Below are 13,559 nucleotides of genomic sequence, written 5' to 3' on the forward strand. Positions count from 1 at the left end.
GCCGGGCGGTCTCCCGGGCGCCGCACCGCCGGTTGGGCGTCACCGGACCCGTGGGACGGGCTCCGTGGGCTACTTGAGCTGGTCGGCGGTGTACTGGCCGCTGTCCACCAGGACCTTCCGGTAGTTCTCCTTGTCGACGCTGACCGGCTGGAGCAGCTGCGCCGGTACGGTCTTGACGCCGTTGTCGTACTGACTGGTGTCGTTGACCTCGGGCTTGCCGCCGGTCAGCAGTGCGTCACCCATCTGGACCGCGGCCTTGGCCAGTTGGCGGGTGTCCTTGTAGACGGTCTGGGTCTGCTCGCCCGCGATGATCGACTTCACCGAGGCCAGCTCGCCGTCCTGGCCCGTGACGACGGGAAGCGGCTGGCCGGCGCCGTAGCCGACGCCCTTGAGCGAGGAGATGATGCCGATCGAGATGCCGTCGTACGGCGAGAGCACCGCGTCGACGCGGGCGGCGGTGTACGACTTGCTCAGCAGGTTGTCCATCCGGGACTGGGCGAGACCGCCGTCCCAGCGCAGGGTGGCGATCTGGTTCAAGGAGGTCTGGCCGCTCTGCACGACCAGCTTCTTGTCGTCGATGTACGGCTTCAGGACGCTCATCGCACCGTTGTAGAAGAACGCGGCGTTGTTGTCGTCCGGTGAGCCGGCGAACAGCTCGATGTTGAAGGGACCCTTGCCGTCCTTGAGGCCGAGTTTGTCGACGATGTAACTGCCCTGCAGGACACCGACCTTGTAGTTGTCGAAGGTCGCGTAGTAGTCGACGTTCTTCGTGCCGCGGATCAGCCGGTCGTAGGAGATGACGGGGACGTGGGCGTCGGCGGCCTTCTGCAGCACATTGGTGAGCGAGGAGCCGTCGATGGCGGCGATCACCAGCAGCTTGGCCCCCTTGGTGATCATGTTCTCCACCTGGGAGACCTGGTTCTCCACGACGTTGTCGCCGTACTGGAGGTCGGTCTTGTAGCCCTTGGCCTGAAACTCCTTGACCATGTTGTTGCCGTCGTTGATCCAGCGCTCCGACGACTTGGTCGGCATCGCGATGCCGATGAGGCCCCCTTCGGCGTCTTTGCCGGCCCCGCCGTCGCCCGCTCCGTTGGCGCTCTGGCCGCAGGCTGCCAGCGACAGCGTGAGACCGAAGGCGACGAGGCCCGCTGAAAGCTTCCGCACAGTTCCTCCAGTGATGTTCCGCGACCGGCACAGTGCGACCCGGCTGGGTGACCGGAAGCGGTCGAGCGGAGCCGGCCGGGATTCGTCTTCTCGCGCTGTGTGAAGTCGGGCGTCGCAGCGGCTCCGGCCTGGCGATACCTGAGTGTTAACGCTCACAAGTGTGCCGTCAAGGGTCTGTTCGGATCACCGTCGGCTTGACGGCGGCGGAGGCGATCGGCCCCCTCGGCGAGGGCACCTGCGCATCGGGCACGGAACGGGTACGTCGACCACGAGCGGCTTCTGCCGCCTCGGGCGAGGCGTTTGGTCCGCGAGTACCGGATCGCGGTCGTGGGCCGCACGCCGTGGCGGCCGATCGCCGCCGCGGCGGCGAACGCGGTACCGCCGCCGCGTCCGCTCGTCCGCCAACGTTCACGCAGCCCTCCTCGGCGGCCGGTGGCGTACCGTAGCCGGAGTCGAGGAGGGAAGTGCGAGTGGGAAACGACAGTGGCGGGACCGAGCGGCGCCACCCCGTGATGGCGGACGTGGCCAAATTGGCCGGCGTGTCCCACCAGACGGTGTCCCGGGTGCTCAACGGCGCCCCGCACGTGCGGCCCGGGACCCGGGAGCGGGTGCTCGCCGCCATCCGTGAGCTGGACTACCGGCCCAACTCCGCTGCCCGCGCCCTGGTCACCCGCCGCTCGCAGACTCTCGGCGTGGTCAGCTTCGAATCGACCCTGTACGGTCCCGCCTCGATGCTGCACGGCATCGAACAGGCTGCGCGCAGTGCGGGGTATTTCGTCAGCGTGACAAGTCTGCGCTCCCTGGACGGCCGCTCGGTTCAGGAGGCTGTCGACCGCCTGCGCGACCAGGGCGTGGAAGGCGTCGTCGTGATCGCGCCCCAGATCTCCGCCGTCAGCGCGGTGGCCAAGCTCTCCAGCTCCGTGCCGGTCGTCGCGGTCGGACCGGGCAGCCAGTCGCGGGTTCCGATGGTCTCGGTGGACAACCGGTCCGGCGCCGAAGCGGCCACCAGGCACCTGCTCGATCTGGGCCACCGCACCGTGCACCACCTGGCCGGCCCGGCCGGCTGGCTGGAGAGCCGGGACCGCCAGGAGGGCTGGCGCGGTGCGCTGGAGGCTGCCGGAGCCCCCGTGCCGCGTGTCGAGCCCGGCGACTGGAGCGCGCGCGCCGGCTACCAGGCGGGCTTGCGGATCGCCGAACTGGGCGACGTCACCGCCGTCTTCTGCGCCAACGACCACATGGCGCTCGGCCTGCTGCGCGCCCTGCACGAGGCCGGCCGCTCGATCCCGGGCGACATCAGTGTGGTCGGCTTCGACGACATTCCCGAGGCCGCCTACTTCACCCCGCCCCTGACCACCGTGCGGCAGGACTTCGGCGAGCTCGGCCGCCGGGCCCTGGAACTGCTCGTCGAGGAACTGGAGGGCGTCGCGCAGACCCGTGCTCACGTGCGGATTCCTCCCGAGATGGTGCTGCGTCGCAGCGCGGGTCCCGCCACCCGCCGTTGAGCCGGCGCCGGCCGACCCGGGGCCGGCCGCCCCGGCGGCCCGTGCTCACCGCCGCCTCGGACGCACTCACCGGAGCGCCCCCGCAGGCCTCCCCCTTGACAGGGGCGCATTGTTAACGCTAACAATCTCTCGGAGCGATGTTCCCCTTCAACTCCGCTGGAACGCATGCCGGTTGCCGGTGCGAAGGATGAGAAAGTGACCTTGATCCCTGCCGTCCGGGGCTCGGACAGGTACGTCATCGGCACCGCCGCCGGCTTCACCGCAGGTACGGTCCAGCCGGTGGCCGCCGGCAGTGCCGACGCATACGTGCCCGCGGTGGCCGCCCGGCACCTTGGGAACGGCCGACTCCCCGCCCTCACGGGCACCTCCACCTGCCACGTCGTCAACGGCCCGTCGGCGGGCACGGCCTGGTGGCGCTCGACCGGATGGACGGAAACCGCTCCGCCCCGGTCGGCCACCACCGCCCGTACGGCGGGCGTCGCTCCCCTCCCCGCCGCGTTGAACGGAGTAGTCGCGTGTCGCGAGATGCACTCGTATCCCATGGTGAAGTGACGGTGGCCCAGGAGACTGCCGCAGAGCTCCCGGACGGGCGGCGCATCACCCGCTGGACGTTCAGCTCCCCGCAGGGCGTGGCGGCGGAGGTGCTCAGCCTGGGAGCCCGCTTGCAGGCCCTGCACGCGCCGGACCGGAACGGGAGGCGTGCCAACGTCGTCCTGGGCTGCGAGAGCACAGCGGATCTGCTGGGGGAGGCTGCCTACTTCGGCGCGACGGTCGGCCGCTACGCCAATCGGATCGCCGGCGGAACGCTGACCCTCGACGGCACGACGCACCGGCTGGCCACCCAGCAGGACGGCCACACCCTGCACGGCGGACCGGACGGCTTCGCCACTCGCCTCTGGGACGGCGTGCCGGTTCGCGTGGGCCGGCGGGCCGGCGTCCGCTTCCGTATGGACAGCCCCGACGGCGACCAGGGATTCCCCGGCGCCCTCACGGCCGAGGTCACCTACCTGCTCGGCCCCGACGGCGAACTCTCCCTCGCCTACCGCGCGACCACGGACGCCCCGACGGTCGTCAACCTCACCAACCACATGTATGTCAACCTGGCCGGCGAGGGTTGCGGGACGGTGCTCGGCCACCTGCTGCGTGTCGAGGCCGCCCGTTACACCCCCGTGGACGCGGAGCTGATACCGCTCGGTCCGGCCGAGTCCGTCACCGGCACGCCCTTCGACCTCCGCGAGCCCCGGACGATCGGTGCCCGCATCACCGAGGAACACCCGCAGATCCGCCGGGCCGGCGATGGCTTCGACCACAACTGGGTGCTCGACGGCACCGGTCTCAGGCGGGCCGCCGTCCTGAGCCACCCCGCCAGCGGCCGCCGCGTCGAATGCATGACCACGGAGCCGGGGCTCCAGGTCTACACCGGCAACCACTTCGACGGGTCGCTGACCGGCCGCTCCGGTCGCCCGTATTTCGCGTACGCGGGCATCGCGCTGGAGACCCAGCGCTTTCCGGACTCGCCCAACCGGCCCGAGTATCCCTCCAGCCAACTGCGCCCGGGGGAGGAGTACCGCTCGATGACGGTGTACCGCTTCTCGGTCGAGTAAGGACAGCTGCCCCTCGACCGCTGACGCCGCCCGGGAAGTTCCGGGCCGTCGCGGTGACCGACGCGGGCAGGGTGAGACCGGCGGCCCGTCCGGGGGGCGGGCCGCCACCCCACCCCACCCCACCCCACCCCCCACCTGTGCCCTTACCGGCGGGGGCAACGCTCCCTGGGCCCGCCGAGCTCAGCACCAGCTGAGCACCATCGAGGTCGACGACGTGCGCTTCCCCGGCTGGAAGGGCGAGCCGGGGGCCGCCTGGCTGCTGCGCCCGCGCAACACGGCAGGCTGCGCGCGACTCGTCGTCGACAGCCGGGGCCAGGGCCACGACACACCGGACCGGGGCGTGGGCGACGGCCCGCAGTGGGCCGAGGGCTTCATGACCCGCGGCATCGACTCTCCCGACCACTACTGCCGGCGATGGGTCACCGACGCCGGACCGTGGAACGCCACGGCCCGGCTCATCGACCCACCGGCTCAGCGGGCGCCGAGGAGGTGTTCGAGGGCGAGCTGGTCGAGTTGTTCGAAGGCCATGCCGCGGCGGGCGGCGGCCTCGACGTCGAACTCGTCGAAGGCGGACCTGTCGGCGAGGAGAGCGGCCAGGCCGTCCTCGGCGGTGGGGAGGGCGAGTTCGGGCAGCCGGGAGGCGGCGAGCGCGGCCCGGACCTCCGGATCGGACCGGAAGGCGCGGGAACGCTCGGCCAGAAGCAGGTAGTTGCGCATGCAGGCGGCCGCCGAGGCCCAGACCCCGCCGGAATCCTCGGTGCGCGGCGGCTTGAAGTCGAAGTGGCGGGGGCCGTCGTAGCCGGCCGACTCCAGCAGGTCGACCAGCCAGAAGGCCTGGCGCAAGTCACCCGCGCCGAAACGCAGGTCCTGGTCGTACTTGATGCCGGACTGGCCGTTGAGGTCGATGTGGAACAGCTTGCCGTGCCACAGGGCCTGGGCGATGCCGTGCGGGAAGTTCAGCCCGGCCATCTGCTCGTGGCCGACCTCCGGGTTGAGGCCGACCCGCTCGGGCCGGTCCAACTCGTTGATGAACGCCAGGGCGTGGCCGATGGTGGGCAGCAGGATGTCACCGCGCGGCTCGTTGGGCTTGGGTTCGATCGCGAAGCGCAGGTCGTAGCCCTGGCTGGCGACGTACTCGCCCAGCAGGTCGAAGGCCTCCTTCAGCCGGTCGAGGGCGGTGCGCACGTCCTTGGCCGCGCCCGACTCGGCGCCCTCGCGGCCGCCCCATGCGACGTAGACCGAGGCGCCGAGTTCCACGGCCAGGTCGATGTTGCGGATCGTCTTGCGCAGCGCGTACCGGCGGACGTCCCGGTCGTTGGCGGTGAAGGCACCGTCCTTGAAGACGGGGTGGGTGAAGAGGTTGGTGGTGGCCATCGGCACCTTCAACCCGGCCGTGTCGAGTGCGGTCCGGAAGCGCTTGACCGCCTGGTCGCGTGCGGTGTCGCCGGCCGCGAAGGGGATCAGGTCGTCGTCGTGGAACGTGACGCCGTAGGCGCCGAGCCCGGCCAGCCGCTCCACGGTCCGGGCCGGGTCGAGGGCGGGCCGGGTGGCGTCGCCGAAGGGGTCCCGCCCCTGCCAGCCGACGGTCCACAGGCCGAAGGTGAACCTGTGCGCGGGAGTGGGGACGAGCGGGTCGCTGGTCATGGGGCGCTCCGGATCCGGGCCGAGGGCTATTTGTAATGACGGAAAACAAATTAGTATGCGGAGACGCCAGAAGGAACCCCACCGGAGGAACGCATGGCTGCTCAGCGTGTCGTGATCGGCGTGGACAGCTCGACCCAGTCCACCAAGGCCCTCGCCGTCGATCTGGAGACCGGCGCCGTTCTGGGCGAGGGCCGCGCCGCGCACGCCGTCAGCGCGGGCGCCGGACGCGAGAGCGACCCCGAAGAGTGGTGGCGGGCGCTGGGCGCGGCCGTGGCGGGCACCGGCTGGGCGGACCGCGTCGCCGCATGCTCGGTCGCCGGCCAGCAGCACGGCCTGGTCACCCTCGACCCGGCCGGCCGGCCGGTGCGCCCGGCGCTGCTGTGGAACGACGTCCGCTCCGCGCCGCAGGCCACCGGACTCGCAGCCGCCTTCGGCGCGGCAGAGCTCGCCCGCCGCACAGGCAGCGTCCCGACGGCCGCCTTCACCTCCGCCAAGTGGGCCTGGCTGCGCGCGAACGAGCCCGCCGCCGCCGACCGCGTCACCGCGGTCCGGCTTCCCCACGACTTCCTGACGGAGCGGCTGACCGGCGAGGCGGTGACGGACCGCGGTGACGCGTCGGGAACCGGCTGGTGGGGCCCGGACGGCTACGACCGGGAGGTCCTCGCCCGGATCGGACTCGACTCCGGGCTGCTGCCGCAGGTCCTCCCGCCGGGCGCCCGGGCGGGCCTCGTCCGCGCCGGCATGCCCCTGCGCGAGGGCGCGCTGGTGGCCACCGGGACCGGGGACAACATGGCCGCCGCCCTCGGGCTGGGCCTGACCCCCGGACGCCCGGTGCTGAGCCTCGGTACCTCCGGCACCGTCTACGCCGTCGGCCGGACGCGGCCCGCCGACCCGAGCGGAACCGTGGCCGGCTTCGCCGACGCGCTCGGCGGTTGGCTGCCGCTCGCCTGCACGCTCAATTGCACCCTCGCCGTCGACCGCTTCGCCGCCCTCGTCGGCCGCGACCGCGAGGCCGTCGAACAGGGCGGCACGGTGGTGGTGCTTCCCTACCTCGACGGCGAGCGCACCCCGGACCTCCCGGGCGCCTCCGGCCTGGTCCACGGTCTGCGTCACGACACCACACCGGGACAGCTGCTGCAGGCCGCCTACGACGGCGCCGCCCACGCCCTGCTCACGGCGCTGGGCGGCGTACTGCTCGCCGGAGGCGAGGACCCCGCCCCCGGCGAACCCCTGCTGCTGATCGGCGGCGGAGCCCGCGGCGCGGCCTGGCAGCGGACCGTCCTGCGGCTGTCCGGCCGGGCGGTCCAGGTGCCCGCGGCCCGGGAACTGGTCGCGCTCGGGGCCGCCGCCCAGGCCGCCGCCCTGCTCACCGGTGAGCCGGCCGACGCCGTCGCCCGGCGCTGGCGGACCGCCGAGGGCCGGGTCCTGGAGCCCGTACCCCGGGACGACGACACGCTCGGACGGATCACCAGTACGCTGCGGCGGGCGCGGGCGCTGCAGGAGGTGTCGCCGGAAGAACGATAGGAGGGCCGGCTTCGATGGCGGGGATCGGCAGGGTGGGCGGGGGCGTGGAGGACGCGCCCGCCTCGCAGCAGGGGATGCGTCGGCAGAACCTCGCGGTGGTGATCGGCGCGGTCGCCGCGCACGGTCCGCTCTCCCGGGCGGACGTCGCCGGGCGCACGGGCCTGACCAGGCCGGCCGTCTCCTCCATGGTCGACGAGCTCATCGGCCGCGGCGCGCTGACCGAGACGGAGACCGCGCCCAGCGGACGCGTCGGCCGCCCCGGGCGGGCCCTGGCCCTGAACGACCGGGGTCCCGCCGGCCTCGGCCTGGAGATCGGCGTCACCCATCTCGCCGCGTGCGTCGTGGACCTGCGCGGCGAACCCCGGGTGTGGCGCCGCGTGGAGCGGGCCAACGCGGGCCGGCCGGCCGGGCAGGTACTGGCCGAGGCCGCCGCGCTGGGCTCCGACGCGGAGTCCGAGGCCGCCGCACTCGGCCTGCGTGTCGAAGGCCGCGTCCTGGCCGTGCCGGGAGTGGTGCCGAACGCCCCGGGCGGACTGGTCGAGAACGCCCCCAACCTCGGCTGGCGGGCCGTCCGACCCGCCGACCACTGGCCGGACCCCGCCGCCGTGCCCGAGCCGGAGAACGAGGCCAACCTCGGGGCGCTGGCCGAGCAGTGGCACCGGGGACACCCCGCCGAGACCTTCGTCCACGTCTCCGCCGAGGCCGGAATCGGCGCCGCCCTGGTCATCGGCGGGCAGCTGTTCCGGGGCGCCCGCGGTTTCGCGGGCGAACTGGGCCACCTGCCCGTCCACCCGGAGGGCGCACCGTGTCCCTGCGGGGCACGCGGCTGCCTGGAGCAGTACGCGGGTGAAGCGGCCGTACTGCGCGAGGCAGGGCTGGGAGGCGCCGGCGACCCGGTGGCCCTGCTGGCCGAGCGTGCAGCCGCGGGGGACGCGGCGACCCTGCACGCCCTGGACCGCGCCGGCCGGGCCCTGGGCCTCGCCCTCGCCTCGGCGGTGAACCTCATCGACCCGGACGGCCTCGTGTTGGGGGGCGCCTACGCCGAACTCGCCGACTGGCTCCTCCCGCCGGTACGCGCCGAACTCGCCGCCCGGGTCACCGTCCGGCCCTGGACCCCGGAGGCGGTACGGCCCTCCGCCCTGGGGCGGCGCGGACCGGTGCTGGGCGCGGCATGGTCGACCGTCCGGCAGATCATCGCCGATCCCACCCGCCTGCCGGCCCGCTAGCGCCGCGACCGCGCGGGTCCGCCGCGCGTCCGCCGGGCGGGTGGCCGCCCGGTGCGGCGGGCCGCTCCGGTCGCACCGGTTCACAGTCCCTGTGCCAGCCGGTAGTACGCCTGGTTCCAGCGGAGATCGCGCCGGAACTGCTTCGGGGTGGTGGTCCCGTCGATGAGGGCGAGTTCCATCCGGAGCATCTCCGCCAGGTCGTCGAGGTGGTCGGAGGTGAGGGCGGTACTGAGGACGGTGTGGTGCGGTCCTCCGGCCGTCAGCCAGGATTCGGTGGAGGTCCGCAGGTCGGGGCGGGGCCGCCAGACCGCGCGGGCAACGGGCAGGGCAGGCAGGGGGTGGGGGGGTGCCACCACGTCGATGTCGTTGGCGATCAGGCGGAAGCGGTCGCCGAGGTCCGCGAGGCCGACCACCACGGCCGGACCGGGGGCTGCGTCGAACACCAGGCGCACCGGGTCCTCCCGCCCGCCGATGCCGAGGGGATGGATCTCGCACCTCGGCCTGGCGGACGCGATGGTGGGACAGACTTCGAGCATGTGCGCGCCGAGGATGAGCTCGTTTCCGGGTGTCAGGTCGTAGGTGTAGTCCTCCATGAAGGAGGTGCCGCCCGGGAGGCCGGCGGCGGCGGCCTTGAGGGCGCGCAGCAGGACGGCGGTCTTCCAGTCGCCCTCTCCTCCGAAGCCGTATCCCTGGGCCATGAGCCGCTGGACCGCGATGCCGGGCAGCTGGCGCAGTCCGCCCAGGTCCTCGAAGTTGGTGGTGAAGGCGCCGAAGCCGCCCGCTCCGAGGAAGGTCCGCAGGCCGGCTTCGATGCGGGCCGCGTAACGCAGGGCGTCGTGCCGGTCGCCGCCCGGCCGGAGTTCCGGCGCCAGGTCGTACAGGTCCTGGTACGCCTCGACGAGGGAAGCCACCTCGGTCCCGTCCGCGCTGTCGACGACCTCCACCAGGTCGCCCACGCCGTACGTGTTGACGGAGACGCCGAAGCGCAGCTGGGCCTCGACCTTGTCGCCCTCGGTGACGGCCACGTCGCGCATGTTGTCGCCGAAGCGGGCGACCTTGAGGGTGGCCAGTTCGGAGCGTGCGGCGGCCGCCCGCGCCCAGACCTCGACGCGTGCGGTCGTCGCCGGATCGGTGACGTGTCCGGCCACGGTCTTGCGGGGGACGCCGACACGGGCCTGGATGTGCCCGAACTCGCGGTCTCCGTGAGCGGCTTGGTTGAGGTTCATGAAGTCCATGTCGATGGTGTCCCAGGGCAGGGCCACGTTCGACTGGGTGTGGAGGTGCAGCAAGGGCTTGCGCAGCGCGTCCAGTCCGGCGATCCACATCTTGGCCGGCGAGAAGGTGTGCATCCAGGCGATGAGCCCGATGCACCGGTCGTCGGTGTTGGCGTCGAGGCACACCCGGCGGATGGCGTCGGCGTCGGTCAGTACCGGCTTCCACGCCACTCGCGCGGGCATGCCGGAGGCGTCGGCCAGCGCGCCGGCGAGCTGCCGCGACTGTTCGGCGACCTGCTTCAGCGTCTCCTCCCCGTACAGACCCTGGCTGCCGGTGAGGAACCAGATCTCCTGGGCGGGGGATGTTCGGCTGGGCACATGGACTCCTGAAGGTGACGTCCCGCGGCGGGCCGGCGGGAGGGAGGGGAAGCGGGAAGGGGGGACGGGCGTCAGCCCGCCGTGCGGGCCGTATCGCGGATGCGCCTCAGGCGGTGCAGCGGGCCGCCGGCGGCGAAGTGGTCGTGCAGGAGCCGGTACTCGGCGAAGAGGGCGTCGTAGGCGTCGGCTCGGGAGGCGTCGGGCGTGAAGACGGCAGGCCGTCGGCGGCCCATGGCCGCCGTGGCCCTGCGCACGTCGGTGTGCGCGCCGGCGGCCACGGCGGCGTGGATGGCCGACCCGAGGGCGGGTCCCTGGTCGGACGCGGCGAGGGAGACCGGGCGGCGCAGCACGTCGGAGTAGATCTGCATCAGGAGTTCGTTCTTGGCCAGTCCGCCGGCAACGATGAACTCGTGCACCGGGACGCCGCCCTTCTCGAGGGCCTCCACGATGACGCGGGTTCCGAACGCGGTTGCCTCGAGCAGCGCACGGTAGACGTCCTCGGGACGGGTCGCGAGGGTGAGCCCCACGACGACTCCGGAGAGGTGGTGGTCGACGAGGACGGAACGGTTGCCGTTCAGCCAGTCGAGGGCGACCAGTCCATGGCCGCCGACCGGCTGCAGGGCGGCTTTCCGGGTCAGCAGGGTGTGGAGGTCCTCGCCGCGGTCGGCGGCCTCGGCGAGGTAGTCCGGCGGGACGCCCTGGTCCAGTACCCAGGCGAAGATGTCGCCGACCGCGCTCTGACCGGCCTCGTATCCGTAGGCTCCTTCGACGATCCCGCCGTGGACGACACCGCAGATGCCGGGGACGTCGGCGAGGACGGGAGCGTTCACGACGTGGCAGGTGGAGGTGCCCATGATGGCGAGCAGTTGACCGTCCTCGACGGCCCGGGCCGCCGCTGCGGTGACATGGGCGTCGACGTTGCCCGCGGCAACGGCGATGCCGGGGCGCAGCCCCGTCCAGGCCGCCGCCTCCGTGCTGAGCGAGCCCACGCGTGAGCCCAGCGCGGAGAGGGGGTATTCGAGGCGGGTACGTGCGAAGTCGGCGAACCGGGGGTTCAGCGCGGCCAGGTACTCCTCGCTCGGGTAGGCGCCGTCCTGGTGGATGCCCTTGTATCCGGCGGTGCAGGCGTTGCGGGACTCGGCTCCGGTGAGCTGCCACACGATCCAGTCGGCGGCCTCGATCCACCGCGCGCAGCTTTCGTAGACGAGCGGATCCTCCTCCAGGACCTGGAGGGCCTTCGCGAACTGCCATTCCGCGGAGATCCGGCCGCCGTAGCGGGTGATCCATCGTTCTCCGCGGGCGTGGGCGAGTTCGTTGATGCGGTCGGCGTGGGGCTGGGCCGCGTGGTGCTTCCAGAGTTTGGGCCACGCGTGCGGCCGTCCGGCGAGCTCCGTCTCGGCGAGGGGAGTCCCGTCGGCCAGCGTGGGCAGGACGGTGCAGGCGGTGAAGTCGGTGGCGATGCCGATCACCGCGGCAGGATCGACTCCGGCCGCCGCCACGGCCTCCGGGACGGCGTGACGCAGTACGTCCCGCCAGTCCTGCGGGTGTTGCAGGGCCCAGTCCGGAGGCAGTTGGGCACCGCCGTGCGGCAGGTGCCGGTCGATGACGCCGTGCCGGTAGGCGTGGACCGCCGCGGCCAGCTCCTGACCGTCGCGGACCCGCACCACCACGGCGCGGCCCGACAGGGTGCCGAAGTCCACGCCGACCGTGTACTGCTCCGATTCCTCGGAAGGCGGGGTGGGCGCGTGGGGAGGGGGTGACGTCAACGGAGTGCCTTTCGAAGGAGCCGTGGGGTGGTGGGCGGCGCGGCCCGGCAGCCGGAGATGCCGTCCCGGCAGTTCCGGCGGCCGGCGGAGGCCCGCCGCCAAGGCATTGTGAGCGCTAACAATGTCGATGGGCAAGAGCTCTGCGTGGATCATGTGGGGAGGTCACCCGATGTGGCGGCCTTCGTATACGGGGGCTCGACCCGATCTGGCTTCGATCCGCCGCTGGTTGATGCATCCGGTCGGGATGGCGAAGTCGGCGGTCTCGCGAACGGGTGAAGTGGGCCAAGTCGCCGCGCGCGGCGCGCGGTAACGGACAGGTAACGCACACAAGGGGGTTGAGAACCAGGCTTGTTAACGCTCACAATGCGACGGCGCCCCCTCCCGAGGGCAACCGTCTCCTGTCGACCCCGGCTCCGAAGCTCGGCTCCGACCCGGCCCCGCCCCTGCCCCCCCCGGCACAGCCCGGCCCCGGCCGTGCGGAGCTCTTCCGTACATCCGAAAGGACACCCGTCATGGCTCGCAGAGCAGCTCTCGTCCTCACCGCCGCCCTCCTCGCCTCCTCCGCGCTGACCGCCTGCTCCACCGAGGGCCCCGCCTCCGCCCCGGCCTCCGGGGCCAAGGCGCACTCCGGCGGCACGATCACCATGGGCTTCGCCCAGGTGGGCGCCGAGAGCGGTTGGCGCACCGCCAACACCAAGTCCGTCCAGGAGGCGGCGAAGAAGGCCGGGATCGAGCTCAAGTTCTCCGACGCGCAGCAGAAGCAGGAGAACCAGATCAAGGCGATCCGCACCTTCATCCAGCAGAGGGTCGATGTGATCGCCTTCTCGCCGGTCGTGGAGTCCGGCTGGGACACGGTGCTGAAGGAGGCCAAGGACGCGGGCATCCCGGTCATCCTCACCGACCGCGCCGTGGACACCAAGGACACCTCCCTCTACAAGACCTTCCTGGGCTCGGACTTCGTCAAGGAGGGCAAGTCCGCGGGCGAGTGGCTGACCAGCGCGTACGCCAACGAGCAGGGTCCGGTCAACATCGTCGAGCTCCAGGGCACCACGGGCTCCGCACCCGCCAACGACCGCAAGGCCGGCTTCGCCGACGCCATCCGCGCCGACGGCAAGTTCAAGATCGTGGCCTCGCAGTCGGGCGACTTCACCCGGGCCAAGGGCAAGGAGGTCATGCAGGCGTTCCTGAAGTCGCAGAAGGACATCGACGTCCTCTACGCCCACAACGACGACATGGCGCTCGGCGCCATCCAGGCCATCGAGGAGTCCGGCAAGAAGCCCGGTACGGACATCAAGGTGATCTCGGTGGACGGAATCAAGGACGCCTTCGTCGCGATGACCGAGGGCAAGATCAACGTCGTGGTGGAGTGCAACCCGCTGCTCGGCGACCAGCTGATGGAGCTGGCCAAGAAGGTCGTCGCAGGGGAGAGCGTGCCGACCCGGGTCGAGACCCAGGAGGGTGTCTTCCCGCAGGACAAGGCCGCGGCCGCGCTGCCTTCGCGGAACTACTGACGCGGCCGGCCGGTGCCGCGGGAGGC

At 72.3% G+C, this 13,559-nt stretch carries 10 protein-coding genes; 6 read left to right on the forward strand and 4 right to left on the reverse strand.

Annotated elements, in window-relative coordinates:
- Positions 1-69: 69 nt before the first annotated feature.
- The gene (gene chvE, locus ACIGFK_RS16055; RefSeq protein WP_376654848.1) at positions 70-1,164 is read right to left on the reverse strand and encodes a multiple monosaccharide ABC transporter substrate-binding protein; all 1,095 of its coding nucleotides are present in this window, start codon (positions 1,162-1,164) and stop codon (positions 70-72) included.
- Between the two features lie 512 nt (positions 1,165-1,676).
- Between chvE and ACIGFK_RS16060 the strand changes: the two genes are divergently transcribed.
- The 3 genes from ACIGFK_RS16060 (at position 1,677) to ACIGFK_RS16070 (ending at position 4,270) form a co-directional block, all read left to right on the forward strand.
- Positions 1,677-2,666, forward strand: coding sequence for a LacI family DNA-binding transcriptional regulator (locus ACIGFK_RS16060; RefSeq protein WP_376654970.1), 990 nt, complete (start codon positions 1,677-1,679; stop codon positions 2,664-2,666).
- 195 nt (positions 2,667-2,861) lie between these two features.
- Positions 2,862-3,218: a hypothetical protein gene (locus ACIGFK_RS16065; RefSeq protein WP_400052191.1), complete on the forward strand. Its 357-nt coding sequence runs from the start codon at positions 2,862-2,864 to the stop codon at positions 3,216-3,218.
- 2 nt (positions 3,219-3,220) lie between these two features.
- Positions 3,221-4,270, forward strand: coding sequence for an aldose epimerase family protein (locus ACIGFK_RS16070; protein WP_376654846.1), 1,050 nt, complete (start codon positions 3,221-3,223; stop codon positions 4,268-4,270).
- A 471-nt stretch (positions 4,271-4,741) separates the two neighbouring features.
- Here the strand turns inward: ACIGFK_RS16070 and xylA are convergent, their stop codons facing one another.
- Positions 4,742-5,914, reverse strand: a complete 1,173-nt coding sequence (gene xylA, locus ACIGFK_RS16075) for a xylose isomerase (protein WP_400052193.1) — start codon at positions 5,912-5,914, stop codon at positions 4,742-4,744.
- Between the two features lie 93 nt (positions 5,915-6,007).
- On the opposite strand from xylA, the gene xylB reads away from it, so the two are divergent.
- Both xylB and ACIGFK_RS16085 read left to right on the forward strand, forming a co-directional pair.
- Positions 6,008-7,438 carry a xylulokinase gene (gene xylB / locus ACIGFK_RS16080; RefSeq protein ID WP_400052195.1) on the forward strand — a complete coding sequence of 477 codons (1,431 nt, stop codon included), beginning with the start codon at positions 6,008-6,010 and terminating at the stop codon, positions 7,436-7,438.
- 14 nt (positions 7,439-7,452) lie between these two features.
- The gene (locus tag ACIGFK_RS16085) at positions 7,453-8,664 is read left to right on the forward strand and encodes an ROK family protein (RefSeq protein WP_376654843.1); all 1,212 of its coding nucleotides are present in this window, start codon (positions 7,453-7,455) and stop codon (positions 8,662-8,664) included.
- Positions 8,665-8,744: 80 nt separating this feature from the next.
- Here the strand turns inward: ACIGFK_RS16085 and araA are convergent, their stop codons facing one another.
- Together araA and araB are read right to left on the reverse strand one after the other, a co-directional pair.
- Positions 8,745-10,256: an L-arabinose isomerase gene (araA, locus tag ACIGFK_RS16090; RefSeq protein WP_400052198.1), complete on the reverse strand. Its 1,512-nt coding sequence runs from the start codon at positions 10,254-10,256 to the stop codon at positions 8,745-8,747.
- A 71-nt stretch (positions 10,257-10,327) separates the two neighbouring features.
- Positions 10,328-12,022 (reverse strand): ribulokinase, encoded by a 1,695-nt coding sequence (gene araB, locus ACIGFK_RS16095; protein ID WP_400052200.1) that lies wholly within the window; start codon positions 12,020-12,022, stop codon positions 10,328-10,330.
- 512 nt (positions 12,023-12,534) lie between these two features.
- Between araB and ACIGFK_RS16100 the strand changes: the two genes are divergently transcribed.
- The gene (locus ACIGFK_RS16100) at positions 12,535-13,533 is read left to right on the forward strand and encodes an ABC transporter substrate-binding protein (protein WP_376654840.1); all 999 of its coding nucleotides are present in this window, start codon (positions 12,535-12,537) and stop codon (positions 13,531-13,533) included.
- Positions 13,534-13,559: the final 26 nt, after the last annotated feature.

It is taken from the genome of Streptomyces sp. NPDC085524 (assembly GCF_044541755.1).
Lineage (GTDB): Bacteria > Actinomycetota > Actinomycetes > Streptomycetales > Streptomycetaceae > Streptomyces.

Excerpts from the sequence above, each read along its gene's own strand:
- xylA (WP_400052193.1), bottom strand. The coding sequence starts at position 5,914 with ATGACCAGCGACCCGCTCGTCCCCACTCCCGCGCACAGGTTCACCTTC.
- ACIGFK_RS16060 (WP_376654970.1), top strand. The coding sequence starts at position 1,677 with ATGGCGGACGTGGCCAAATTGGCCGGCGTGTCCCACCAGACGGTGTCC.
- ACIGFK_RS16085 (WP_376654843.1), top strand. The coding sequence starts at position 7,453 with ATGGCGGGGATCGGCAGGGTGGGCGGGGGCGTGGAGGACGCGCCCGCC.
- ACIGFK_RS16100 (WP_376654840.1), top strand. The coding sequence starts at position 12,535 with ATGGCTCGCAGAGCAGCTCTCGTCCTCACCGCCGCCCTCCTCGCCTCC.
- xylB (WP_400052195.1), top strand. The coding sequence starts at position 6,008 with ATGGCTGCTCAGCGTGTCGTGATCGGCGTGGACAGCTCGACCCAGTCC.